The sequence below is a fragment of the Pseudomonas sp. JUb52 genome, assembly GCF_004341115.1.
Classification (GTDB): Bacteria; Pseudomonadota; Gammaproteobacteria; order Pseudomonadales; family Pseudomonadaceae; genus Chryseomonas; species Chryseomonas oryzihabitans.
In genome coordinates this window covers 209501-232778 of sequence record NZ_SLYS01000006.1, presented here as the reverse complement: position 1 = coordinate 232778, position 23278 = coordinate 209501, and the positions used below count along the sequence as shown (strand labels likewise).

At 66.1% G+C, this 23278-nt stretch carries 21 protein-coding genes; 4 read left to right on the top strand and 17 right to left on the bottom strand.

Annotation, left to right across the window (positions count from 1 at the left end; translation table 11 throughout):
• The first annotated feature begins 34 nt into the window (after positions 1-34).
• On the top strand, positions 35-1429 hold the full coding sequence (locus tag EC839_RS12715; RefSeq protein WP_132832587.1) for an aminoacyl-tRNA deacylase and HDOD domain-containing protein: 1395 nt from the start codon (positions 35-37) through the stop codon (positions 1427-1429).
• A gap of 104 nt (positions 1430-1533) precedes the next feature.
• Here the strand turns inward: EC839_RS12715 and rpmG are convergent, their stop codons facing one another.
• Both rpmG and rpmB read right to left on the bottom strand, forming a co-directional pair.
• Positions 1534-1689 (bottom strand): 50S ribosomal protein L33, encoded by a 156-nt coding sequence (rpmG, locus tag EC839_RS12710; RefSeq protein WP_007159904.1) that lies wholly within the window; start codon positions 1687-1689, stop codon positions 1534-1536.
• An 11-nt stretch (positions 1690-1700) separates the two neighbouring features.
• Positions 1701-1937: a 50S ribosomal protein L28 gene (gene rpmB / locus EC839_RS12705; protein ID WP_007159903.1), complete on the bottom strand. Its 237-nt coding sequence runs from the start codon at positions 1935-1937 to the stop codon at positions 1701-1703.
• A 389-nt stretch (positions 1938-2326) separates the two neighbouring features.
• Between rpmB and EC839_RS12700 the strand changes: the two genes are divergently transcribed.
• Positions 2327-3904 carry an ABC transporter substrate-binding protein gene (locus EC839_RS12700; RefSeq protein WP_132832586.1) on the top strand — a complete coding sequence of 526 codons (1578 nt, stop codon included), beginning with the start codon at positions 2327-2329 and terminating at the stop codon, positions 3902-3904.
• A gap of 23 nt (positions 3905-3927) precedes the next feature.
• On the opposite strand, the gene EC839_RS12695 is transcribed toward EC839_RS12700, so the two are convergent.
• From EC839_RS12695 to EC839_RS12650, 10 genes are all read right to left on the bottom strand, one after another.
• Positions 3928-4257 (bottom strand): Na+/H+ antiporter subunit G, encoded by a 330-nt coding sequence (locus EC839_RS12695; RefSeq protein ID WP_017642340.1) that lies wholly within the window; start codon positions 4255-4257, stop codon positions 3928-3930.
• A gap of 14 nt (positions 4258-4271) precedes the next feature.
• Positions 4272-4541, bottom strand: a complete 270-nt coding sequence (locus tag EC839_RS12690; RefSeq protein ID WP_007159900.1) for a K+/H+ antiporter subunit F — start codon at positions 4539-4541, stop codon at positions 4272-4274.
• Positions 4526-5029 carry a Na+/H+ antiporter subunit E gene (locus EC839_RS12685; RefSeq protein ID WP_132832585.1) on the bottom strand — a complete coding sequence of 168 codons (504 nt, stop codon included), beginning with the start codon at positions 5027-5029 and terminating at the stop codon, positions 4526-4528. The genes EC839_RS12690 and EC839_RS12685 overlap by 16 nt, the downstream gene beginning before the upstream one ends.
• Complete coding sequence (locus tag EC839_RS12680) at positions 5026-6525, bottom strand: monovalent cation/H+ antiporter subunit D (RefSeq protein WP_132832584.1); 1500 nt, start codon at positions 6523-6525, stop codon at positions 5026-5028. The genes EC839_RS12685 and EC839_RS12680 overlap by 4 nt, the downstream gene beginning before the upstream one ends.
• Positions 6522-6851 carry a Na+/H+ antiporter subunit C gene (locus tag EC839_RS12675; RefSeq protein ID WP_058791729.1) on the bottom strand — a complete coding sequence of 110 codons (330 nt, stop codon included), beginning with the start codon at positions 6849-6851 and terminating at the stop codon, positions 6522-6524. The genes EC839_RS12680 and EC839_RS12675 overlap by 4 nt, the downstream gene beginning before the upstream one ends.
• Before the next feature lies 1 nt (position 6852).
• The gene (locus tag EC839_RS12670; RefSeq protein ID WP_132832583.1) at positions 6853-9660 is read right to left on the bottom strand and encodes a monovalent cation/H+ antiporter subunit A; all 2808 of its coding nucleotides are present in this window, start codon (positions 9658-9660) and stop codon (positions 6853-6855) included.
• A 432-nt stretch (positions 9661-10092) separates the two neighbouring features.
• Complete coding sequence (locus tag EC839_RS12665) at positions 10093-11526, bottom strand: efflux transporter outer membrane subunit (protein WP_132832582.1); 1434 nt, start codon at positions 11524-11526, stop codon at positions 10093-10095.
• On the bottom strand, positions 11523-14699 hold the full coding sequence (locus EC839_RS12660; RefSeq protein WP_132832581.1) for an efflux RND transporter permease subunit: 3177 nt from the start codon (positions 14697-14699) through the stop codon (positions 11523-11525). The genes EC839_RS12665 and EC839_RS12660 overlap by 4 nt, the downstream gene beginning before the upstream one ends.
• 129 nt (positions 14700-14828) lie before the next feature.
• Positions 14829-16046: an efflux RND transporter periplasmic adaptor subunit gene (locus EC839_RS12655; protein ID WP_132832580.1), complete on the bottom strand. Its 1218-nt coding sequence runs from the start codon at positions 16044-16046 to the stop codon at positions 14829-14831.
• A 207-nt stretch (positions 16047-16253) separates the two neighbouring features.
• Complete coding sequence (locus tag EC839_RS12650) at positions 16254-17174, bottom strand: LysR family transcriptional regulator (RefSeq protein WP_007159891.1); 921 nt, start codon at positions 17172-17174, stop codon at positions 16254-16256.
• 149 nt (positions 17175-17323) lie between these two features.
• Here EC839_RS12650 and EC839_RS12645 point away from each other — a divergent pair, with 149 nt between their 5' ends.
• Positions 17324-18340, top strand: coding sequence for a zinc-dependent alcohol dehydrogenase family protein (locus EC839_RS12645; RefSeq protein ID WP_007159890.1), 1017 nt, complete (start codon positions 17324-17326; stop codon positions 18338-18340).
• A 56-nt stretch (positions 18341-18396) separates the two neighbouring features.
• Here EC839_RS12645 and EC839_RS12640 read toward each other — a convergent pair whose 3' ends face one another.
• On the bottom strand, positions 18397-19458 hold the full coding sequence (locus EC839_RS12640) for an acyltransferase family protein (RefSeq protein ID WP_007159889.1): 1062 nt from the start codon (positions 19456-19458) through the stop codon (positions 18397-18399).
• Positions 19459-19761: 303 nt separating this feature from the next.
• Positions 19762-20058 (bottom strand): YciI family protein, encoded by a 297-nt coding sequence (locus tag EC839_RS12635; RefSeq protein ID WP_007159888.1) that lies wholly within the window; start codon positions 20056-20058, stop codon positions 19762-19764.
• 196 nt (positions 20059-20254) lie between these two features.
• Here EC839_RS12635 and EC839_RS12630 point away from each other — a divergent pair, with 196 nt between their 5' ends.
• On the top strand, positions 20255-21211 hold the full coding sequence (locus EC839_RS12630) for a sulfonate ABC transporter substrate-binding protein (protein WP_007159887.1): 957 nt from the start codon (positions 20255-20257) through the stop codon (positions 21209-21211).
• Between the two features lie 5 nt (positions 21212-21216).
• Here EC839_RS12630 and znuB read toward each other — a convergent pair whose 3' ends face one another.
• Genes znuB through EC839_RS12615 form a run of 3 tightly spaced genes read right to left on the bottom strand, consistent with a single transcriptional unit; the run spans position 21217 to position 23247 of the window.
• Positions 21217-22002 carry a zinc ABC transporter permease subunit ZnuB gene (gene znuB / locus EC839_RS12625; RefSeq protein WP_007159886.1) on the bottom strand — a complete coding sequence of 262 codons (786 nt, stop codon included), beginning with the start codon at positions 22000-22002 and terminating at the stop codon, positions 21217-21219.
• Complete coding sequence (gene znuC, locus EC839_RS12620) at positions 21995-22765, bottom strand: zinc ABC transporter ATP-binding protein ZnuC (RefSeq protein ID WP_007159885.1); 771 nt, start codon at positions 22763-22765, stop codon at positions 21995-21997. The genes znuB and znuC overlap by 8 nt, the downstream gene beginning before the upstream one ends.
• Positions 22762-23247, bottom strand: coding sequence for a Fur family transcriptional regulator (locus EC839_RS12615; protein WP_007159884.1), 486 nt, complete (start codon positions 23245-23247; stop codon positions 22762-22764). The genes znuC and EC839_RS12615 overlap by 4 nt, the downstream gene beginning before the upstream one ends.
• Between the last annotated feature and the right edge of the window lie 31 nt (positions 23248-23278).

Sequence of the window (23278 nt, the reverse complement as noted above, 5' to 3'; positions counted from 1 at the left end):
TATACTCCAGGGCGTACGTGAGGAAGAAAATGCCATGACCGATGTAGCGCTCGCTTCGCCCCTTCCAGAAGTCCCCCCTTCGATCCAGCAGTTGCTCGCCCAGTTGAATCTAGCCTATCGGCCAGTGCCGGCGACGACGCGCCTGCCGCAGGCGAATCGGGTACACACGGTGCTCCTGAGCGACAGCGTCGGCATGCTGCTGGTGCTCTTGCCCGAGGATCAACTGCTGGATCTGCGCCGGCTGGTGGAATTCACCGGGCGGCAGCTGACGGTGGTGGCGCCAGAGCGGCTGATGCGCACCCTGGAACGCTACGAACTGGATGTCCTGCCGGGGCTGCCGTCGCTGACCAATTCCCCCTGCCTGTATGACGAGCGACTGCTGGAGGCGCCGCGCCTGCTGCTGGAGTCCGGTGAGCGCTCGCTGCTGTTGGAAGTGGAAACGTCTGACTATCGCCGATTGTTGAATCAGGCCACCGCGGGCAGCTTCGGGATTCCGGCAGCCGGTATCCAGCCGAATCTGCGGCAGCCGGAGCGCGACGAGGCGGAAATCCTGCATGCCGCCACCGCCTTTACCGCGCGGCGCATCCGCCAGCGCCTGGAGGAGACGCTGGAGATCCCGCCGCTGTCCAAGACGGCGGAAAAGGTCATCAAGCTGCGGGTCGATCCCGAGGCCACGGTGGACGATCTGGCCAATGTAGTGGAGACCGATCCGGCCCTGGCGGCCCAGGTGATCAGCTGGGCCGCCTCGCCCTACTATGCCGCGCCCGGCAAGATCCGCTCGGTGGAAGACGCCATCGTGCGGGTGCTGGGCTTCGATCTGGTGATCAACCTGGCCCTCGGCCTGGCCCTGGGCAAGACCCTGAGCCTGCCCAGCGACCAGGCCCAGCAGGAAACCCCCTACTGGAAGCAGGCCATCTACACCGCCGCCCTGATTGAGGGCCTGGCGCGCTCCATGCCGCGTGCGGAGCGACCGGAGATGGGGCTGGCCTATCTAGGCGGCCTGCTGCACAACTTCGGCTATCTGGTGTTGGCCCACGTCTTTCCGCCGCACTTCACGCTGATCTGCCGCCATCTGGAGGCCAACCGCCAGCTGGATCACCAGGTCATCGAGCACCACCTGCTGGGCATCACCCGCGAGCAGATCGGCGCGGCCCTGATGCGCTGCTGGGAGATGCCCGAAGAGGTGGTGACGGCGCTGCGCTTCCAGGGCGACCCGGGCTACCAGGGCGAGCAGGCGGTCTATCCCAACCTGATCTTTCTTGCCGTGCAGTTGCTGCGCAGCGAGGGCATCGGCAACGGCCCGGTCCAGCCGATTCCCGACGAGCTCTATGCGCGGCTGAGCATCGATCCGGCCAAGGCCCGGGAGTGCATGCAGAAGATCCTCGGCGCCGAAGCCGCCCTACGCGAGCTGACCGGTCAGTTCAAGTAGTGGGCTGACCGGTTTCCGGCGCCCTGGGCGCCGGAGCTGCCGGGCCAGACGCCAGACAACAAAAAACCCGCCGAGGCGGGTTTCTTGTTCAAGGGGGCGATCAATTACTTGATCTTGCCTTCCTTGTACATGACATGCTTGCGCACGACCGGATCGAATTTCTTGATTTCGATCTTTTCGGGCTTGGTGCGCTTGTTCTTGTCAGTGGTGTAGAAGTGACCGGTGCCGGCACTGGAAATCAAACGGATCAATTCACGCATGACGAATCCCCTTAGAATTTTTCGCCGCGGCTACGCAGCTCGGACAGTACGGTTTCGATACCGCGCTTGTCGATGATACGCATGCCCTTGGCAGAAACGCGCAGACGCACGAAGCGCTTCTCGGATTCTACCCAGAAACGGTGGTGCTGCAGATTCGGCAGGAAACGACGACGGGTTTTGTTGTTAGCGTGGGAAACGTTGTTCCCAGTAATCGGACCCTTACCGGTTACTTGGCAAACTCTCGACATGGCTCAGCCCTCATAAACCTCATGCCAAACCCGGCATGGGTTGGCCGCTTGTAACTGTATTGATTCCTGTTTTGACGGGGAGAGCCGGCAAACGCCGGGGACCTGAAGCGGCCATACCCCGAAAAAAGAGCGCTGTTTTATACCAGAAGCGCTCCGTGATAACAAGGTAGGGCGACGGATGAAATGCCCGCGGACCGGGCGCTGTGCGGGCCTGGCCGGAATGCCAACCGTTCGTCGGTCGGAAGCATTGTGACGGACGGACGGGTGGTCTAGTTTAGAGCGACTGCCACACTCAATCCACGTCCGTCAGACGGCCGCCTGCAGCGCCCTGTCAGCCGCTGCCAGCACTGGCTTTCGTCTGCTCACCTCGGATCTACAAGGAATTGTCCATGCGTTTCGCCGCCTTGCCTCTGCTCTTCGCGCCCCTGCTGGCTCAGGCCGCCACGCTCAGCGTCTGTACCGAAGCCAGTCCGGATGGATTCGACGTGGTGCAGTACAACTCCCTGACCACCACCAATGCCTCGGCCGATGTGCTGATGAATCGCCTGGTGGAATACGATGCCAGCGAAGCCAAGCTGGTGCCGAGCCTGGCGCAGAGCTGGACGATTTCCAACGATGGCCTGACCTACGACTTCGCCCTGCGTCCGGACGTGAAGTTCCACCACACCGACTACTTCACCCCCAGCCGCACCCTGACGGCGGACGACGTGGTGTTCAGCTTCCAGCGCATGCTGGACAAGGACCACCCCTGGCACGCGGTGGCCAAGAGCGGCTATCCCCATGCCCAGTCGATGCAGTGGCCCAAGCTGATCAAGAGCGTGGAAAAGACCAGCGACCTCGGCGTGCGCATCGTGCTCAACAACCCGGACGCCACCTTCCTGCCGACCCTGAGCATGGGCTTCGCCTCCATCTATTCCGCCGAGTACGCCAAGCAGCTGCTCAAGGCCGGCAAGACCGCCCAGCTCAACGACGAGCCCATAGGCACCGGTCCCTTCGTCTTCAAGCGCTACCAGAAGGACGCCGTGGTGCGTTACGCCGCCAACCCGGACTACTTCGGCGGCAAGCCCAAGCTGGACGGGCTGATCTATGCCATCACCCCGGATTCGGCGGTCCGCCTGCAGCGACTCAAGCGCGGCGAGTGCCAGGTCGCCCTGTCGCCCAAGCCGCAGGATCTACAGAGCGCCCAAGAGGACAAGAGCCTGCGGGTGTTGCAGACGCCGGCCTTCATGACCGCCTTCGTCGGCATCAATACCAGCCATCCGCCGCTGGACAACATCAAGGTGCGCCAGGCCATCAACCTGGCGTTCGACAAGCAGAGCTATCTCAAGGCGGTGTTCCAGGACACCGCGGTGGCCGCCGACAACATCTATCCGCCCACCACCTGGGGCTATGCCAAGGACGTGCCGGCCTATCCTTATGACCCGGCCAAGGCCAGGACGCTGCTGGCCCAGGCAGGCCTCAAGGACGGCTTCAAGACCACCATCTGGACGCGCCCCAGCGGCAGCCTGCTCAATCCGAATCCGCAACTGGGTGCGCAGATGCTGCAGGCCGATCTGAAGAAGATCGGCGTCGATGCCCAGATCCAGGTGATCGAATGGGGCGAACTGATCCGCCGCGCCAAGACCGGCGAGCACGATCTGCTGTTCATGGGCTGGGCGGGCGACAACGGCGATCCGGACAACTACCTGACGCCGCAATTCTCCTGTGCTTCGGTGCAGTCGGGTCTCAATTTCGCGCGCTATTGCGACAAGACCCTGGATGGCGCCATCAGCAAGGGCAAGACGCTGTCCGATCAGATGGCGCGGGCCACGGTGTATCACCAGGCGCAGCGCATCATCCACGACCAGGCGTTGTGGCTGCCGCTGGCGCACCCGACGGTGACGGTGCTGGCCAAGAATGGCGTGGAGGGCTATCAGCCCAATCCCTTTGGCCGCCAGGACTTCAGCAAGGTCAGCGGCGGTCGCTAGCAGCGCGTGCGGCGCGGCCAGCCCTAGCGCCAGGGTTGGCCGTCGGTGCGCTCTACCTGCTTGACCTTCTGCTGGATCGCGGCGCGCGCCAGCATATGGGCGCTGACCGGCGCGGTGATGAAGATGAACAGGGCGATCAGCAATTCGTGCAGGCTGAGGCCCTCGCCCTGAACGCTGAAGAACAGCATCGAGGCGATGATCGTGCTGCCCACGCCCAGGGTGGTGGCCTTGGTCGGCCCGTGCAGGCGCATGAAGAAGTCCGGTAGCCGGTACAGGCCGATGGCGCCGATGAGGGCGAAGCTGCTGCCGATGAGCAGCAGGGCGCAGATCAGGAGTTCGAGCCAGAAGGGCATGGGATAGCGCTCCGTTAATCGATGATTTCGCCGTGCAGCATGTGTTTGCCCAGCGCCACGGTGCCGACGAAGCCGGTCACGGCGATAAGCAGCGAGGCCTCGAAGAAGACGTCAGTGGCCAGCCAGATACCGAACAGAATGATGATCGCCAAGACGTTGATATAGAGCGTATCCAGGGCCAACACCCGATCCGGGATATCCGGTCCCTTCACCAGGCGATAGACGTTGAGCACGGCGGCCACGCCCATCATCCCCATGCACAGCAGGGTCACGTAGGTGAGCATTCGAAGATCTCCTTGAGCGGGGCTTCATAGCGCGTCTTGACCTGGCGGATCACCTCGTCCTTGTCCGCGACATCGAGACCGTGCAGCAGCAGGGTCTTGCGGTCGCCGCTGAGGCCGGAAGATACGGTGCCAGGGGTAAGGGACACCACGCAGGCCAGTAGGGTGAGCAGGAATTCGTCCTCGATGTCGATGGGCACCTCGATGAAGGCTGGCCTGAGCGCCTCTGGACGGCCCAGCACTAGGCGGGCGACGTGGAGGTTGGCGACGACGATGTCGTACAGCACCACCAGCATGAAGCGCAGCAGCAGCCCGGGCCGCCGCAGCCGCGGCGTCCGCAGCAGGAAGTCCTGGCACAGCAGCGGAATGCCCCAGCCCAGCAGCAGCCCAAGGAGCAACTGGCCCAGACTCAGAGTGTTGTTGAGCAGCAGCCATGCGATGGTCAGGAGCACGGTGAGCAGCGGATGCGGTAGCAGACGCCAGGGCTTCATGGGCCGACCCCCCGGACGATGTCGAAGTAGGCGGAAACATCCAGCAGTTGCCGCGCAGTCTCCAGCGCGTAGCCGTGCAGCGGAGCCGCCAGCGCCATCAGTAGCGGGCTGCCCAGCAGCATGCCCAGGGTGGCGACGAGCTGGACGCGATCAAGACGCCCGTCCAGGGCGGCGCCCTGGCCGCGCCAGAACAGCGTGGTCCCGGCACGGGACAGGGCGATGATCATGCCCAGCCCACCCAGCAACACCACTGGCCAGATGACAAGCGCCGGCCAGGCGGTGCCAGTGGCCTGCAGGAGCATCACCTTGCCGAGGAAGCCTGGGAAGGGTGGCAGGCCGGCAACGGAAATCGCCCCGAGGAAGAACAGGCCGCCGAGCAGCCGTGGATGACGCAGTTGCGGACCGCTCTTGAGCAAGTCGCCTTGGTCACCGCGCTGCTGGGCGATGAGGTCGGCCAAGAGAAACAGGGCGCCGGCGATCCAGGTACTGTGCACCAGATAGAACAGCGCGGCGGCCAGCCCCGCGACGCTGCCCAGGGCGACGCCGGTCAGCAGCATGCCCACCGAGATGACCACCAGGTAACCGAGCAGGGCCTTGAGATGATGCGCGGCCAGGGCGCCGAACACGCCGGCGGCCAGGGTGACGGCCGCCAACGGCCATAGCCAGGGCAGCACGTAGTGGGCGAGAGGACCGGCGGCGGCACCGAACACCAGCAGGAAGACGCGGACGATGGCGTAGAGCCCGACCTTGGTCATGATGGCGAACAGGGCAGCGATCGGCGCACTGGCGGCGGAATAGGCCTTGGGCAGCCAGAAGTACAGCGGCAGGATGGCGCCCTTGAGGCCAAACACCACCAGTAGCAGGAAGCCCGCCGCTGCCAGCAGCGGCGCCTGCTCGGGATCGGCGTTGGCGACCCTCAGCCCCAGGTCAGCCAGGTTCAGAGTGCCGAGCAGGCCATAGAGCACGCCGATGCCGATCAGGAACAGCGCCGAGCCCACCAGGTTGAGCACCACATAGTGCAGGCCGGCGCGCACCCGGGCCGGGCTGGCGCCGTGCACCAGCAGGGCATAGGAGGCGATCAGCAGGATCTCGAAGAAGACGAAGAGGTTGAACAGATCGCCGGTGAGAAAGGCGCCATTGATGCCCAGCAGCTGAAATTGGAACAGCGCATGGAAATCCGGACCGCGCTCGTCGTCGCCGCGGCAGGCATAGAGCGCCGCGCCAGCGGCCAGCACGGCCACGGTGACCAGCATCAGCGCGGCCAGGCGGTCCAGCAGCAGGACGATGCCGAAGGGTGCCGGCCAGTCGCCCAAGGCATAGACCTCCAACTGACCACCGTTGGCTCGCTGCAGGAGCAGCAGCGCCAGCGGCAGGAGGCTCCAGGTGGCCAACAGCGACACCCAGCGCGAGGCGGTCACGGAGAGCCGCGGCCGCATGAGCAGGAAGCCACCGGTGAACAGCGGGATGAGGATGGGCAGGATGATCAGATGGTTCATCGGCGCGGCTCCTCGCCATCCACATGATCAGTGCGCAATTCGCCCAGGGCACGCAGGGACAGGGCCACCACGAAGGCGGTCATGGCGAAGCCGATGACGATGGCGGTGAGTACCAGCGCCTGGGGCACCGGATCGGCATGTTCGGCGGCCTTGCCGATGACCGCCGGTACGCCAGTACGCAGGCGGCCCATGGCGAACAGGAACAGATTGACCGCATAGGACAGCAGGGTGAGGCCAAGCACCACCGGATAGAGACGCGCCCTTAGCAGCAGGTAGACGCCGGTGGCGACCAGGACCCCGAGAGTCGTGCAGAACAGGATTTCCATGCTAGAGTACCTCCTGGCTGGAGCCGTCGGTGTCCTTCTCGTCCCGGCTGACATGGCCCAGGTTGGAGAGGATCAGGAGGGTAGCGCCGACGACGGCGAGGTAGACGCCAAGATCGAAGATCAGGGCGGTGGCCAGCTCGGTCTTGCCGATCAGGGGGATGGCGAAGTAATCGAAAGCGGTGGTCAGGAAGGGCCGGCCAAAGGCCAGCGAACCCAGTCCGGTCAGGGCGGCGATCAGTACCCCCGCGCCGCAGATGGCGTGGTAGCTGATCGGCAGACGGCGCTGCGTCCATGCCACGCCATGGGCCACATACTGCAGGATCAGGGCGATGGCGGTGACCAGGCCGGCGATGAAGCCGCCTCCCGGCAGGTTGTGTCCGCGGATGAAGATAAAGGCCGATACCAGCAGCGCCAGAGGCAGCAGCAGCCGGGCCACGTTGTCGAGGATCATCGGATGGCTGTCGCGGGACCAGGGCGTGCCCTTGGGGTCGACCAGCGGATGCGGCAGGTGCAAGTGCTTGAGCAGGCCATAGATGCCGGCCGCGGCGATGGCCAGCACCGTCACCTCGCCTAGGGTATCGAAGCCGCGGAAGTCCACCAGGATGACGTTGACCACGTTGTAGCCACCGCCACCGGACACCGAGTTGGCCAGGAAGAAGTCACCGATGTTCGCATAGGGACGGGTCAGCACGGCATAGGCCAGCAGCGCCACCAGCAGTCCCAGTCCGCCGGCCAGCAGGACGTCGCGCAGGGCGCGCAGGCTGCTGGATTCGATGGGCGTGCGATCGGGCATGAAGAACAGCGCCAGTACCAGCAGGATGACCGTTACCACCTCTACCGACAGCTGGGTCAGCGCCAGGTCTGGCGCCGAGTAGCGGGCGAACAGCAGCGCCACGATCAGGCCTACGGTGCTCAGGGCCATCAGTGCCTTGAGGCGGTTGCGGTGGAAATAGACGGTCAGCACCGCGGTCAGCATCAGGATGCCCAGGCCCAGGGCGGTGAGCGGGTCGAAGGGCGACAGGGCGACCGGGCCGGTCAGGGTATCGAGACCCGATAGCGCCGCCACCAGCAGGATCGCCGTGGCGAGCAGCATCAGGGTGATGTAGCGCTGCAGCGAGCCGCTTTCCAGGCCGAGGGTCAGGCGCTGGGCGAAGCCGACCAGCCGGTTCATGCCTTTCTCGAAGACCTGGAGGGCATCGATGTCGGGCAGGCCCTGCTGCCAGCGGAACAGCGGTTGGCGGAAGGCATAGACCAGCACCCCGCCGACCATCGCCAGAATGCTCATCATCAGGGCGGTGTTGAAGCCGTGCCAGATGGCCAGGCTGTAGTCGGGCAGGCTGCCACCGAGGGCGGCGCTGGCGCCGACCGCCAGCAGCGGCGCCACGGTGTAGCCGGGCAGGATGCCCACCAGCAGGCAGAGCAGCACCAGAATCTCCACCGGGATCTTCATGTAGCGCGGCGGCTCATGGGGCGGATAGTGGGGCAGGTCGCGCGGCTCGCCGTTGAAGAAGACGTCATGGATGAAGCGCAGCGAATAGGCCACCGAGAAGACCCCGTAGAGCACCGCCAGCGCCGGCACTATCCAGCTGAAACTGCCGAACAGGCCGTGGTTGAGCGTCTCGTTGAAGAACATCTCCTTGCTCAGGAAGCCGTTGAGCAGCGGCACCCCGCCCATGGCCGCGGCGGCCACCATGGCCAGCACCGCGGTATGCGGCATGTAGCGCCAGAGTCCGGCCAGGCGGCGCATGTCGCGGCTGCCGGTCTCGTGGTCGATGATGCCGGCGGCCATGAACAGAGAGGCCTTGAAGGTGGCGTGGTTGAGGATGTGGAACACCGCCGCTACGGTGGACAGCTGGGTGTCGAGGCCGAACAGCAGGGTGATCAGCCCCAGGTGACTGATGGTGGAATAGGCCAGTAGGCCTTTGAGGTCATGCTGGAACAGCGCCAGAATTGCGCCCACCACCAGGGTGGTGAGGCCGGTGAGGGTGACGATGTAGAACCACCATTCGGAATCGGCCAGTGCCGGATAGAGTCGCGCCAGCAGGAAAACCCCGGCCTTGACCATGGTCGCCGAGTGCAGATAGGCCGACACCGGCGTCGGTGCGGCCATGGCCTGGGGGAGCCAGAAGTGGAAGGGGAACTGCGCGGACTTGGTGAAGACGCCCAGCAGTACCAGGATCAGCGCCAGCGGATAGAGGGCGTGGCCGGTGATCAGCGGGCCGGCGGCGAGGACGTCGGTGAGTTCGAAGCTGCCGACGATATGGCCGATCAAGAGGATGCCGGCGAGCAGGGCCAGGCCGCCGCCGCCGGTGACGGTCAGGGCCATGCGCGCGCCCTGGCGGGCTTCCTTGCTGTGGCTCCAGAAACCGATCAAGAGGAAGGACGACAGGCTGGTCAGCTCCCAGAACACCATCAGCAGCAGCAGGTTTTCTGCCAGCACCACGCCCAGCATGGCGCCCATGAACAGCAGCAGGTAGGCGAAGAAGCGCCCGACCTTTTCATCCTTACTCAGGTAATAGGTGGCATAGAGGATCACCAGCAGGCCGATCACCAGGATCATCAGGGCGAACATCAACCCCAGGCCGTCCAGGCGCAGGCTGAGATTCAGCCCCAGTGCCGGCAACCAGTCCACCCGCTGCAGCAGCACGGCGCCGTCCAGGACCGCGGGCAACTGCATAGCAAGCAAGGCCAGGGCCAGGGCGGGGGCCACGGCGGTGCCCAGGGCGCAGGCGCGCCGGCCGAAGCGATCGGTGGCCAACGACAGCAGTGTTCCCAGGAAGGGCAACGCGATGATCAGCGCCAATACCATGCCTGCATCCTTTAGCTGAGCCGCCTCTAGGCGGTTGGTAGATGGGGCTCCCTAGAGGCCTCGAGCGGCATTCGATCCCCGCGCCGGGAGACTTGCCAGGACGGCAAGGGGCACGCGAATCGATCTCTGAGTTTCGTACAAGAACCGGCGGTTTAATAACCTACGGTGATAATAAAAGAGAGACCACGAAATCCTAGGCCTGTCTCCCTTACAAAATATTAGGAAACAGCCGCAGTTCGTCTAGCCAGGAAGGCAGACTTCCGGCAGCAGGGGCCCGGCCCTCTCTGAGACCTCTGGAACGGGCTTTTGCTCAGGCTTGCGGGGAAGGGAGGCAGCGGGTGCCGTGCCTCGGTACGGCACCCGCTAGGGGAAGAAAAAACCCGACACGCCAAAGGAGCACGAGAACACGCGTGCCGGGGGTAAGCGCCGGCGTCAGAGCGCCGGCGCGGGGGAAGCGTTGCCCTGGGCGAGACGTGCGGGCTGCACGTCCCAACCGCCACCCAGGGCCTTGTAGAGGGCGACGATGCCGCGATAGAGCTCGATCTCGCCCTGGGCCTGCTGGTCCTCGGCGGCCAGGCGTTCGCGCTGGGCGTCGAGCAGCACCAGGAAGTCGGTACCCCCTTCGCGGTAGCGGATCTCGGCCTGGTCGGCGGCGGCGCGGCTGGCCACCGACTGACGGATCAGCGCCTGCAGGCGCTCCTGGCGACGGCCGTAGTCGCTGAAGGCGTTGGCGCTCTCTTCCAGGGCGGTCAGCACCTGCTGCTCGTAGTTGGCCAGGGCTTCTTCGGAGCCGGCGCGGGCGCCACGCAAGCGGGCGCGGACGCTGCCCAGGTCGAAGGCCGGCCAGGTGATGCTCGGGCCGAGTCCCCAGGCACGGGCGGCGCTGCTGCCGATCTGCGAACCGCGCCCGGCGGTGAAGCCGAGAAAGCCCGAGAGGCTGACCCGCGGGAAGAGATCGGCGGTGGCCACACCCACGTCGGCGGTGGCGGCGGCCAGCCGGCGCTCGGCGGCGGCCACGTCCGGACGGCGGCGCAGCAATTCGCCGGGATCGCCGATGGGCAGGCGCTTGGCGATGGCCGGCAGGGCCTTGGGTGAGAGATCCACGCTCAGCGCATCCGGGCGCTGGCCGAGCAGGGTGGCGATGCGATTGCGCGCGCGGGTGGCCTGGGCCTGGAATTCCGGCAGGCTGGCTTCGGTGGCCGCCAGCCGCGCTTCGCTGCGCTGCACGTCCAGGTCACTGCCCATGCCTTCGTCCCTGAGGGTCACGGTCAGGCGGCGCGCTTCGCGCTGGTTGCCGAGGTTGTCGCGGGCGATGCGTTCGCGCAGCTGGGCGCCGCGCAGGTCGCCATAGGCGTCCACCAGTTCGGCGATCAGGCTGACCTGCAGCGCGGCGAGATCCGACGCCGCGGCTTCGGCGCGGGCATCGCTGGCTTCCAGGGCATGGCGGACGCGCCCGAACAGATCCAGCTCCCAGGCCATGTCCAGGCCCAGGTCGTAGCGGTCGCTGTTGACCCGCTCTTCGGTGAAACCGGGTTGCTGGGCCTTGCCGAGCTGGCTGCTGGCACGGCTGGTGACCGTCGGATAGAGGTCGTTGGCGTCGTCGTCCCGCAGCGCGCGGGCGGCGCGCAGCCGGGCGAAGGCGGCGCGCAACTCGCGGTTGCCGTCCAGGCTGCTGGCCACCAGGGCGTTGAGGGTCGGGTCCTCGAACTGGCGCCACCAGAGCGCCTCGAAGCGGCCCTGGTCATAGACCGCGGGTTGCTGGCTGGCCTTGAGCTGAGCGGGCGCCGATTCGGGCGCCTGGTAGTGCGGACCGACGGCGCAGGCGGAGACCGCCAGCGCCAGCAGCAGGGGAGCGAAGACCTTCATGCCTGGGCCTCCTGGGCAAGGGCGGAGCGGGCCTGGCGACGCTCCACGAAGGCGCGTACCAGCACATAGAACAGTGGCGTGAGCAGCAGACCGAAGAAGGTCACCCCGAGCATCCCGGAAAACACCGCAACGCCCATGGCGTGGCGCATCTCGGCGCCGGCACCGGTGGAGGTCACCAGAGGCACCACACCCATGATGAAGGCGAAGCTGGTCATCAGGATGGGTCGCAAGCGCAGGCGGCAGGCCTCCAGCACCGCGGCGACGCGGTCCTTGCCGGTGGCCTGCTGGTCCTTGGCAAACTCGACGATAAGGATGGCGTTCTTGCACGCCAGGCCCACCAGCACGATCAGGCCGATCTGGGTAAAGATGTTGTTGTCACTGCCGGCCAGGATCACCCCGGTGATGGCCGAGAGCAGGGTCATGGGCACGATCAGGATCACCGCCAGCGGCAGGCTCCAGCTCTCGTATTGGGCAGCCAGCACTAGGAAGGCCAAGAGCACGCAGAGCGGGAACACCAGCAGGGCGGTATTGCCGGAGAGGATCTGCTGGTAGGTCAGCTCGGTCCATTCGAAGGTCATGCCGTTGGGCAGCTCCTGCTTGAGCAGGCCCTCGATGGCCGCCTGGGCCTGGCCGGAGCTGTAGCCCGGCGCCGGCGCGCCATTGATCTCGGCGGTGAGGAAGCCGTTGTAGTGCATCACCCGGTCGGGGCCGGCGGTATCGCTGACCTTGACGAAGGTGGACAGGGGCACCATCTCGCCGCGGTCGTTGCGCACCTTGAGCTGACCGATCTGCTCGGGTTCCAGGCGGAAGCGCTGGTCGGCCTGGACGTTGACCTGGAAGGTACGGCCGAAGCGGTTGAAGTCGTTGGCGTAGACCGAGCCCAGGTAGGCCTGCAGGGTGTCGAAGATGGCGTCGATGGGCACCCCGTGGGTCTTGGCCTTCTCGCGGTCGATGTGGGCATCGATCTGCGGCACGTTGACCTGGTAGCTGGTGAACAGCGACTCCGGCGCCAGTTCCGGCAGCTGCCGCGCCTTGGCCAGCACGCTCTGGGTCTGGGCGTAGAGCTCTTCGTAGCCCAGGTTGCCACGGTCCTCCACCTGCAGGCGGAAGCCGCCGATGCTGCCCAGCCCCTGCACCGGTGGCGGCGGGAAGATGGCGATGATGGATTCCTGGATGGCGGCGAATTCACCGTTCAGCTGGGCGGCGATGGCGCCGGCCGACAGCGAGGGATCACGGCGCTCTTCGAAGGGCTTCAGGGTCACGAAGACGATGCCGCTGTTGGGGCTGTTGGTGAAGCCGTTGATGGACAGACCGGGGAAGGCCACGGTGCTTTCCACGCCCGGGTGCTTGAGGGCGATGGCCGACATGCGGCGGATGACGTCTTCGCTGCGATCCAGGGTGGCGGCGTCGGGCAACTGGGCGAAGGCCACCAGGTACTGCTTGTCCTGGGGCGGCACGAAGCCGGTCGGCGTCTTCACCAGGCCCAGGCCGGTCAGGCCGAGCAGCACCACGTAGAGCACCAGCACGATGGAACCGCCGCGCAGCACCCGGCGCACAGCGCCGACGTAGCCGTGGCTGGCTTTCTCGAAGAAGCGGTTGAAGGGGGCGAACAGCCAGCCGCCGAACAGTCGGTCGAGCAGCCGCGAGAAACGGTCCTTGGGCGCGTCGTGGCCCTTGAGCAGCACCGCGGCCAGGGCCGGCGACAGGGTCAGGGAGTTGAAGGCCGAGATCACCGTGGAGATGGCGATGGTCAGGGCGAACTGCCGGTAGAACTGCCCGGTGAGACCGGAGATGAAGGCGGTCGGCACGAACACCGCGCAGAGCACCAGGGCGGTGGCGATGATGGGCCCGGTCACCTCGCCCATGGCGCGCCGGGTGGCGGCCACCGGATCGAGACCGAGGCCGATGTTCCGCTCGACGTTTTCCACCACCACGATGGCGTCGTCCACTACGATACCGATGGCCAGCACCAGGCCGAACAGCGACAGCGCATTGAGCGAGAAGCCGAAGGCGTGCATCACCGCGAAGGTGCCGATCAGCGATACCGGCACTGCCGCCAGGGGAATGATGGAGGCGCGCCAGGTCTGCAGGAACAGGATCACCACCAGCACCACCAGGATGATGGCTTCGAACAGGGTGTGCACCACGGCTTCGATGGAGCCGCGCACGAAGATGGTCGGGTCGTAGACGATCTCGTAGTCCATGCCCTGGGGAAAGCTCTGCTTGAGCTCGGCCATCTTGGCGCGCACCTGGTTGGACAGGTCGATGGCATTGCTGCCGGGGCGCTGGAAGATCGGGATGGCCACCGCCGGCTGATTGTTCAGCAGGGATCTCAGGGCGTACTGGTTGGAGCCCAGTTCGATGCGGGCGATGTCGCGCAGCCGGGTGATCTGGCCGTCGCTACCGGCGCGCACGATGATGTTGGCGAACTCTTCCTCGTCCACCAGGCGGCCCTGGGTGTTGATCGCCAGCTGGAAGCTGGTACTGCCGGGGGCCGGCGGCGCGCCGAGGGCACCGGCGGCGACCTGGCGATTCTGCTCGCGGATGGCGGTGACCACGTCGCTGGCGGTCAGGCCGCGCGAGGCCACCTTGTCCGGATCGAGCCAGACGCGCAGGGAATAGTCGCCCATGCCGAACAGCTGGACATCGCCCACGCCGTCCAGTCGCGCCAGCTCGTCCTTGACGTTGATCAGGGCGTAGTTGGACAGATAGAGCATGTCGTAGCGCTGGTCCGGCGAGGTCAGGTGCACCACCATCGCCAGGTCCGGCGAAGCCTTGTCGGCGGTCACGCCGAGGCGCTGCACCTCTTCCGGGAGCTTGGGCAGGGTGCGGGTGACGCGGTTCTGCACCTGCACTTGGGCGGTATCCAGGTTGGTGCCCAGGGCGAAGGTGATGGTCAGGGTCAGCTTGCCGTCAGCGGTCGACTGGGACGACAGGTAGAGCATGTGCTCCACGCCGTTCATGGCCTGCTCCAGGGGCGCGGCGACGGTCTCGCCGATCACCTTGGGGTTGGCCCCGGGGAAGGTGGCGCGCACCACCACGGTGGGCGGGACGACCTCGGGGTATTCGCTGATCGGCAGCTGGAACAGCGAGATGGCCCCGCCGATCAGGATGATCAGCGAGAGCACGGCGGCGAAGATCGGCCGGCGGATGAAGAACTGGGAGAAGTTCATCGGAAATGTCCTGGCAAGGAGGCGTACAGAACGCAGCCACACGGGGTCGCTCCCGCCTCACGGTGGAGGCAGGAGCGACCTCTGAGGTCGCGTTGTCGATCGGATCTGGGAAGCGGGGTACGGCGTCGGTTAGCGACTACCCACCTTGAGCGGCTGGGTGGGCGCCGGCAGGCTGGCGAGGACCGCGTCGCGCTGGCGCTTGAGGGCGGCCAGGGTGGTGGCATCGGCCATGGGTACCGACTGGGCGTCGACGGTCATGCCCGGACGCACCCGCTGCAGGCCGTTGACCACGATGCGATCACCGGCTTCCAGCCCCTTGCGTACGATGCGCAGGCCTTCCAGGCGTGGGCCCAGATCGACGTTGCGATAGGCGGTCTTGTTCTGGCCGTCCACCACCAGCACGAATTTCTTGCCCAGGTCGGTGCCTACGGCGGCGTCCTGGATCAGGGTGCCTTCGTAGGTGGCGCTGCCCACCAGCCGTAGCCGGGCATAGAGCCCCGGGGTGAAGCGGCCGTCGGCGTTGTCGAACACGGCGCGACCGTGGATGGTGCCGGTGCGCGGATCGAGCTGGTTGTCCATGAAGTCCATGTGGCCTTCGTGGGAAAAGTCGTCTTCGTTGGACAGCGCCATATAAACCGGGCTGGCCGTGCCGCGCTGACCCTGGCGGGCGAGGGCCTGCTGCTTGAGGAAGACGCGCTCGTCGGCATCGAAGTAGGCATAGACCTTGTCGGTGGAGACCAAGGTAGTGAGGCGGGTGTCTCCGGCATTGACCAGGTTGCCGGCAGTGACCTCGGCACGGCCGACGCGCCCGTCGATGGCGGCGCGGACCTCGGTGAAGCCCAGATTCAGGCGCGCGGCGTCCAGTTGCGCCTGGGCGGCGGCGACGCTGGCCTTGGCTTCCTGGGCGGCGCTGCGGCGGGCCTCGACGATTTCCGCGGAGATGGCGTTGCTGCTGCGCAGGCGTTCGCCCCGGGCGGCTTCGTCGGCGGTGCGACTGGCGTTGGCGCGGGCCTGTTGCAGCTCGGCCTCGAGGCGCTTGACCTCGGCCTGGAAGGGCCGCGGATCGATCTGCAGCAGGAGGTCACCGCGCTTGACCTGGGCACCCTCGTGGAAGAGCACACGGTCGACGTAGCCGGAGACGCGGGGGCGTACCACTACGGATTCGGGCGCTTCCAGGCGGCCGGTTACCTCATCCCATTCCACCACCGGCTGGCGCAGCACCTCGGCGGCGCTCACCTTGGGCGCGGGCGGTGCCGCGCTGGCCTGGGGATGGGAGTCGCCGCAGGCGGCAAGCAACAGCGTAGAGGTCAGGGCCAGGGGGCCGAGGGTTTTCGCGAAGAGATCCATGTTCGAGTCCGCCCGAGGTGGAAAGAGGTCAGGGAGGCGAGTCTGCCGCCGGGCAAGGACGGCGACGAATCGAAGGGCTCGAAGTTATTTATCGATGACGATGATGGTTTTGCTGTAGGTATCGGCGCCGGTGATGAGGTTCAGTGGAAAGGATCGCGCTTGAGCCTTTCCGGAGCGAACCGCCGTCCGGCTTTTCGCGAGACCGTACTAAAGGCTGTCCGGATCGCCAATGAACATCTGGATGCGTGACCTCAGCCAGCGCTCGCCGGGGTCGTGGTCCTGGGCGCCGCTCCAGGCCATGGGGAGTTCATGGCCACCGTCGTTCAGCTCGGCGGGCGGGTCCTCGTATCTCAGCCCGCCGGTGCTCGCCAGGAGCCGCGCGGTGTAGTCCGGCACCATCACCAGCAGATCGGTTTCCGCCAGCAGCGAGCCCAGGCCGTTGAACTGGGGCACTGCCAGCACCACCCGGCGCTGGCGGCCGAGCTTGTCGAGCAATTCGTCGACATAGCCGGTGAGGTCGCCGGCATAGGACACCAGCGCATGGGGCCGCGCGCAGTATTCGTCCAGGGTCAGGCGCCCGGGCTTGCTGTCGGCGCGCAGCACCTTGAAGCCGAAGCGGCGTACCGGTCGGCGCTTGGCATTGGCTGGCAACTCCTCGGTATAGCCCACCGCCACGGTGATCTCGCCAGAGGCCAGCATGCCGGCGGCGGTCAGGTAGTTCATCCGGCGCACCACCAGGGTGGTGCCCGGTGCCTCGATGCGGATACGCCTGAGCAGCGGCGGCAGCAGGGCGAATTCGACGTCGTCGGAGAGGCCGACGCGAAATACCCGGTCGGCGCTGGCCGGCTCGAAACTCTGGGTCCGGCTCACCGCGCTGGAGATCTGGTCCAGTGCCGGCGACAGCAGGGCGGCGATCTCCTGGGCCCGCGGCGTGGGTTCCATGCTGCGCCCGGTGCGGACGAACAGCGGATCGTCGAACAGGGTGCGCAGCCGCGCCAGGGCGGCGCTGATCGCCGGCTGGCCGAGAAACAGCTTTTCCGCGGCACGGGTGACGCTGCGCTCGAGCATCAGGGTCTCGAACACGATGAGCAGGTTGAGGTCGACGCGACGCAGATCGGTACGGTTCATTCAGGCCCCGGCAGGGAGTGGATCGATACCCCCGATGTCCATTATCGATGGGGATGCATAGAATCCTAAGGGAAGGCTGGTTAGAGTCCTAGTCATAGCAGTCCGCCTCGGCAAACGTTCCGGGGTTGGCATCAACGCGAGGTAATGCCATGTCCCGCCTGATCCAGTTCACCGAATTCGGCCCGCCGGAGGTGCTCGCCTGCATCGACCGGCCCACGCCCGTGGCGGGTCCAGGCGAGGTGCTGGTGCGGGTCCAAGCCATCGGCGTGAGCTGGTACGACGTGCTCTGGCGGCAGAATCTTGCCCCCGAGCAGGCTGTGCCGCCGGCCGGTCTCGGCTGCGAGTTGGCCGGGGTGGTCACCGCCCTGGGCGAAGGCGTTGCCGACCTGGCGGTAGGCGATCGCGTGGCCAGCTTCCTGGGTCACGATATCAATCGCTATCCGGCCTATGGCGATGACTTGGTCTATCCGGCCACCTCCTTGGTGCGCTATCCGGACGTACTTACTCCGGTGGAAGCCGCGGTGCACTACAATCCGCTGCTCACCGTCTATACCGGGCTGATGCATCAGGCCCGGCTGCAGCCGGGCGAGTGGGTGCTGATCACCGATGCCAGTCGCTGCTGTGGCCCGGTCTCCATCCAGCTGGCCAAGGCCCTGGGTGCCCGGGTCATCGCCAGTACCCACGACGCCGCCGATCGCGATTACCTGCGTGAGCTGGGGGCGGAAAGGGTTATCGCCGCCGAGGAAGAGGATCTGGTCAGCCGCATCGCCAGCATCACCGACGGTGTCGGCGTGCATGTGGCCCTGGATGCCCTGGGCGGTCCGCAACTGGCGCTGCTCGGCGAGGCCATGGCGCCCCGCGGCCGGCTGCTGCTCTACGGTCTCAATGGCGGCAACCAGACCCCGCTGCCGGCCTGCGCGGCCTTCAAGAAGAAATTCAAGCTCTACATTCACTGCGTGCAGGACTTCACCGGCCAGCCGGAGATGGGCCTGGAAGCGGATTGCGCCGCAGTGCGCGAGGCCTTGCAGCACATCGACCAGCTGACCCGTGATCGCCTGCTCAAGGCGCAGATCAAGCAGGTCTTTCCCTTCGAGCAGTTCGTCGAGGCCCACCGCTGCATGGAGCAGTGCCCGACTCGTGGGCGCGTCGTGCTCAGCGTCGAGTGATCCGCAGACCATAAAAAAACCCACGCCAAGGCGTGGGTTTTTTATTGTCGCTCGGTTTAGGCGGTAGCTTTCTTCTGCAGCGGCGGCGTAGCGCGATTGACCCGCGTCTTGGCGCCAAAGAAGGCCACGCTGAGGAAGTGCAGCGGACTGATCCGCTCCAGCACCAGCTTGAGCGCCACCGGCAGGAACAGGCCCATGACCATGCTGACGGTAAAGACCACCCAGACGTCGTGTACCTGCAGCTTGTTCAGCACGATGCGCGCACCGGCGGTCCCGAAGACGTGGAACAGGTAGATCTCGAAGGAGAAATAGCCCAGCCAGGCCAGCGGCTTGAAATAGAAGCGGCGTGCGATCAGCAGGCTGATGGCGGCCAGGCCCAGGGCGGTACCGACCACGGCCATGTCGGCCTCGTCGAGATCGACCAGCTCGAACAGATAGGCCTGGTCAATAACCACCAGGATCGCCAGGGCCACGGCCATGGTCGCGACATTGCGGTGGGTGATGAGCTGTGCGCCGAAGCGGTAGAGACCCAGGCCCAGGAGGAAGAAGGGGAACAGCTGCACGGCCTTGTAGAGGCTGAACAGGTCCGGGAAACTCTCCCAGGCAAAGGACGCCGCCAGGGCCACGGCGAATACCAGGCCGAAGTTGCGCAAGGTCAGCAGCAGGCCGGCCTTCTCCAGCAGGGCGATCACCACGAAGATGCAGAAGATCGACTGCAGGAACCAGAAGTGCGCGTAGCTGAAGAAGTAGATGCTGAAGATGTCGGTCAGCTGCGGCTTGTAATTGGTGTTGGGCACGGCCATCTGCAGGGCGAAGAACAGCGTCGATACCACCAGCAGGGGAATTCCGATGCGTTTGAACTTGCCTTGATAGAAGCGCGACAGGTCGCTGCCGGTGTTCACCGGGCGCAGGGCATAGACGTAGCCGGAGATGGCGGTGAACAGCGGCATCCGGATGTAGACGAGAGAATCGTAGAGATAGCGCAGCACGGAGTCGTCGGGCACCTTCATGCCCAGGGTCGACGAACTGCCGATGACGTGGCCCGCTACCATCAGAAACAGCGCCAGGCCGCGAATCGTCTCGATGCGCAGATCCTTTTCAGGCGTGGTCTTGGTCATGCTGAGTCCTCTGTACTAGCTAAGCGAGACAGCGTTTCCACAGGAGTGGGAAAGGATGTCGGCGCATCAGATCATCTGAGCCCGGTGAGCTTAGGCTAGTTCGTTAGCTTCCTTGCGGTAGCGCCGGGAAAACTCCGGCTTTTCTTGCGCTGCATCACTTTTCTATGAATCGATTCCTAGAAGTGTGAACTTGCAACGGCTGCGAACGGCGTTGATTAAGGTGGCATTTTGCCAGGCTTAAGGCTTTCTTAAGCCAGTTCGCGGTAGGGCGGAGGCGGCCGGTCAGGCCGCCCTGGAGAGCACCTAGACGAATGCCTTGCCGTCCAGAATCGCCTTGCGCCAGCGGGTGATGCGTACCTCGCCCGGCAGACCGGCGCTGGTGAAGGGATCCCGGGCGATGAAGGCTTCGGCCTCGGCGCGGGTTTCCACATCGACGATGTAGACGCTGCCGCTGGCGGTCTCGCCGTCGTCGCTGAGCTTGGCGCCGCAGGCCAGCAGCGCGGCGGCGTTCTCGCGCAGGAAGTCCAGGTGGGCCGGGCGATGCTGCTGGCGCAGGGCCAGGCTGTCCGGCTTGTCGAAGGTCTCGATCAGAAAAGGCATGGCAGGCTCCGATAGGGTCGGCGACCCCGGTGGTCGCCGCTGGCGCAGGGTGGCGCGATCCTGGGGCCAGCGTCAATCGGACCTTGGCCGGCCCTCGCTACCTGGCCGGGCATAGCCTTAGCAGAGAAACGTATTAAACATTCGGGTCTAGATAGGCCAGGCTGACCTTTCCAAATGGAATATAAGGAAGGTCGCCATGTTTCGCTCCTCTCTTCGACGCTGGCTGGCGCGGGGTGCCATTCTGCTGCTGGCGCTCGGGATGCTCTCCCCGGTCCAGGCCGCCGACCAGGCGCTGCGCATCGGCTATCAGAAAGGCGGTGGTCTGCTGGCCGTGCTCAAGGCCCAGGGTACCCTGGAGCAGGCCTTGGGCGCCCAGGGCTACCAGGTGAGCTGGCGCGAATTCCAGGCCGGGCCGCAACTGCTGGAGGCGCTCAACGCCGGCAGCATCGACGTCGGCTACACCGGCTCGCCACCGCCGATCTTCGCCCAGGCGGCCGGGATCGACCTGGTCTACCTGGGCGCCGAACCGGCCAGCGAGGCGGTGGAGGCCATCCTGGTGCCGACCGCCTCGCCGATCCGCGACGTCGCCGGCCTCAGGGGCAGGAAGGTGGCGGTGCAGAAGGGGTCGAGCGCCAACTTCCTGCTGGTCGCCGCCCTGGAGAAGGCCGGGCTGAGCTTCAAGGACATCCAGCCGGTGTATCTGCCGCCAGCCGACGCCCGCGCCGCCTTCGTCAATGGGTCGGTGGATGCCTGGGTGGTCTGGGACCCCTATCTCGCGGCCATTCAGCAGAGCCAGCCGGTGCGCGTGCTCGCCGACTACAGGGGCCTGCTGCATGCCAACAGCTTCTATGAAGGGTCGCGCCGCTTCGCCGACGCCCATCCCGAGGCGATCCGCCTGCTGCTGGCGGAACTGGCCAGGGCCGGCGCCTGGGCCAATGCCCACAAGCCGGAGGTGACACGCATCCTGGCCGAGCAGATCGGACTGCCGGAAGCGGTGATCGCCATCTGGCAGGCGCGTACCGGCTACGGCGCGACGGCGCTGACGCCGGCGATCATCGCCATCCAGCAGCAGACCGCCGACATCTTCAAGGCCCAGGGGCTGATTCCCCGGGCGGTGGACGTCAGCCAGGCGGTCTGGCAGGCGCCGCGCTAGACCACCTAGGCGCGGCGGGGCAGCAGGTAACCCACCAGGAACATCCCGGCGGCGGCCACCACCACCGAGGGACCGGCCGGGGTGTCCTGGTACCAGGACAGGGTCAGGCCCAGGCACACCGCAGCCATGCCCAGCAGGCTGGCGCCACAGGCCATCTGCTCCGGGCTGCGGGCGTGGCGCTGGGCGGTAGCGGCGGGAATGATCAGCAGCGAGGTGATCAGCAGCACCCCGACGATCTTCATGGCCACGGCGATGACGATGGCCACCAGCAGCATCAGTGCCAGGCGGATCCAGGTCACCGGCAGGCCTTCGACCTGGGCCAGTTCCTCGTGCACGGTGATGGCCAGCAGCGGACGCCAAAGGCAGGCCAGGGCTATCAGCACTAGGGCGCTGCCGCCAAGGATCCAGCGCAGATCGCCAGGACCCACCGCCAGCAGATCGCCGAACAGGTAGCTCATCAGGTCGATGCGCACCTCGTGCATGAACGACAGCGCCACCAGGCCCAGTGACAGGGTGCTGTGGGCGAGGATGCCGAGCAGGGTGTCGGCGGCCAGCCCCCGGCGGCGCTGCAGTACCACCAGCACCACAGCCAGGGCCAGGCAGCCGACGGTGACGGTCAGGGTCGGACTGACATCCAGCAGGAAACCCACGGCCACCCCGAGCAGGGCGGCATGGGACAGGGTGTCGCCGAAATAGGCCATGCGCCGCCAGACCACGAAGGAGCCGAGGGGACCGGCGACGAGGGCGAGGGCGAGACCGGCGAGCAGGGCATACAGCAGGAAATCAGCCATGCTTGCAGTGGGCTCCATGGACATGCGGGGTCTTGACCACGCCGCCATGCAGGTCGTGGGCGTGATCGTGGTGGTGGTGATAGACGGCCAGGTTGCGCGCGCTCTGGCCGAACAGCGCCTGATAGGCCGGATCGCCGCTGACCTGCTCGGGATGGCCCGAGCAGCAGATGTGCCGATTCAGGCAGATCACCTGGTCGGTGGCGCCCATCACCAGGTGCAGGTCGTGGGAAACCATCAGCACGCCGCAGCCATGGCGCTCGCGCAACTGGCCGATCAGCCGGTACAGCTCGCTCTGGCCGTTGATGTCGACGCCCTGCACGGGTTCGTCGAGCACCAGCAGCTCGGGCTGGCGGAGCAGGGCGCGGGCCAGCAGCACCCGCTGCAACTCGCCGCCGGAAATGCTCTGCAGAGGACTGTCGATGACGCCTTCGGCGCCCACTTCGCCCAGGGCGGCCAGGGCACTGGCGCGATTCACACCCGGCACCAGGCGCAGGAAGCGCAGCACCGACAGCGGCAGGGTGGCATCCACCTGCAGCTTCTGCGGCATGTAGCCGATGCGCAGCCGCGGGCGACGCCAGATGCTGCCGCGATTGGGCGTGAGCAGGCCGAGCACGCTGCGCACCAGGGTGGTCTTGCCGGCGCCATTGGGGCCGATGAGGGTGACGATGCGGCCGGGATCCAGGGTCAGGCTGACCTGATCGAGCACCGGTTGCCCGGCAAAGGTCACGCCGACATCCTGCAGCCGGATCAGCGCCTCGCTCATGCCTGCTTCCGGCAAGCGGCGCACTGGCCGACCACTTCCACGGTCTGGCCTTCGACCTGAAAGCCCACGGCGCTGGCGCCGTCGAGGATGGCCTGGTGCACGGCCGGCTGTTCCAGCTCGATGCTTACCTGGCAGCTGCGGCAGATCAGGAACTGGCCCTGGTGGGCCTCGCCGGGATGGTTGCAGCCGACGAAGGCGTTGAGCGAGGCGATACGGTGTACCAGGCCGTTCTCGACCAGAAAATCCAGTGCCCGGTAGACGGTGGGCGGAGCGGCGCGGCGGCCGTCCTGTTCGCTGAGCACGGCCAGGATGTCATAGGCGCCGAGCGGCTTGTGGCTTTGCCAGACCAGCTCCAGCACCCGCTTGCGCAGCTCGGTGAGGCGCACGCCGGCGCGGCTGCAGAGGGTGTCGGCCTCGGCCAGCGCGTGGGCGACGCAGCGCGAATGATCGTGGGGCCGAAAGGCCAGGGGGGCGTCGGACATGAAACAGTACCTTGGGAGCCAGGACGTTATT

What these genes read in the sequence shown, in the direction of transcription:
- EC839_RS12715 (WP_132832587.1), top strand. Translation starts at nt 35, where the DNA reads ATGACCGATGTAGCGCTCGCTTCGCCCCTTCCAGAAGTCCCCCCTTCG.
- rpmG (WP_007159904.1), bottom strand. Translation starts at nt 1,689, where the DNA reads ATGCGTGAATTGATCCGTTTGATTTCCAGTGCCGGCACCGGTCACTTC.
- rpmB (WP_007159903.1), bottom strand. Translation starts at nt 1,937, where the DNA reads ATGTCGAGAGTTTGCCAAGTAACCGGTAAGGGTCCGATTACTGGGAAC.
- EC839_RS12700 (WP_132832586.1), top strand. Translation starts at nt 2,327, where the DNA reads ATGCGTTTCGCCGCCTTGCCTCTGCTCTTCGCGCCCCTGCTGGCTCAG.
- EC839_RS12695 (WP_017642340.1), bottom strand. Translation starts at nt 4,257, where the DNA reads ATGCCCTTCTGGCTCGAACTCCTGATCTGCGCCCTGCTGCTCATCGGC.
- EC839_RS12690 (WP_007159900.1), bottom strand. Translation starts at nt 4,541, where the DNA reads ATGCTCACCTACGTGACCCTGCTGTGCATGGGGATGATGGGCGTGGCC.
- EC839_RS12685 (WP_132832585.1), bottom strand. Translation starts at nt 5,029, where the DNA reads ATGAAGCCCTGGCGTCTGCTACCGCATCCGCTGCTCACCGTGCTCCTG.
- EC839_RS12680 (WP_132832584.1), bottom strand. Translation starts at nt 6,525, where the DNA reads ATGAACCATCTGATCATCCTGCCCATCCTCATCCCGCTGTTCACCGGT.
- EC839_RS12675 (WP_058791729.1), bottom strand. Translation starts at nt 6,851, where the DNA reads ATGGAAATCCTGTTCTGCACGACTCTCGGGGTCCTGGTCGCCACCGGC.
- EC839_RS12670 (WP_132832583.1), bottom strand. Translation starts at nt 9,660, where the DNA reads ATGGTATTGGCGCTGATCATCGCGTTGCCCTTCCTGGGAACACTGCTG.
- EC839_RS12665 (WP_132832582.1), bottom strand. Translation starts at nt 11,526, where the DNA reads ATGAAGGTCTTCGCTCCCCTGCTGCTGGCGCTGGCGGTCTCCGCCTGC.
- EC839_RS12660 (WP_132832581.1), bottom strand. Translation starts at nt 14,699, where the DNA reads ATGAACTTCTCCCAGTTCTTCATCCGCCGGCCGATCTTCGCCGCCGTG.
- EC839_RS12655 (WP_132832580.1), bottom strand. Translation starts at nt 16,046, where the DNA reads ATGGATCTCTTCGCGAAAACCCTCGGCCCCCTGGCCCTGACCTCTACG.
- EC839_RS12650 (WP_007159891.1), bottom strand. Translation starts at nt 17,174, where the DNA reads ATGAACCGTACCGATCTGCGTCGCGTCGACCTCAACCTGCTCATCGTG.
- EC839_RS12645 (WP_007159890.1), top strand. Translation starts at nt 17,324, where the DNA reads ATGTCCCGCCTGATCCAGTTCACCGAATTCGGCCCGCCGGAGGTGCTC.
- EC839_RS12640 (WP_007159889.1), bottom strand. Translation starts at nt 19,458, where the DNA reads ATGACCAAGACCACGCCTGAAAAGGATCTGCGCATCGAGACGATTCGC.
- EC839_RS12635 (WP_007159888.1), bottom strand. Translation starts at nt 20,058, where the DNA reads ATGCCTTTTCTGATCGAGACCTTCGACAAGCCGGACAGCCTGGCCCTG.
- EC839_RS12630 (WP_007159887.1), top strand. Translation starts at nt 20,255, where the DNA reads ATGTTTCGCTCCTCTCTTCGACGCTGGCTGGCGCGGGGTGCCATTCTG.
- znuB (WP_007159886.1), bottom strand. Translation starts at nt 22,002, where the DNA reads ATGGCTGATTTCCTGCTGTATGCCCTGCTCGCCGGTCTCGCCCTCGCC.
- znuC (WP_007159885.1), bottom strand. Translation starts at nt 22,765, where the DNA reads ATGAGCGAGGCGCTGATCCGGCTGCAGGATGTCGGCGTGACCTTTGCC.
- EC839_RS12615 (WP_007159884.1), bottom strand. Translation starts at nt 23,247, where the DNA reads ATGTCCGACGCCCCCCTGGCCTTTCGGCCCCACGATCATTCGCGCTGC.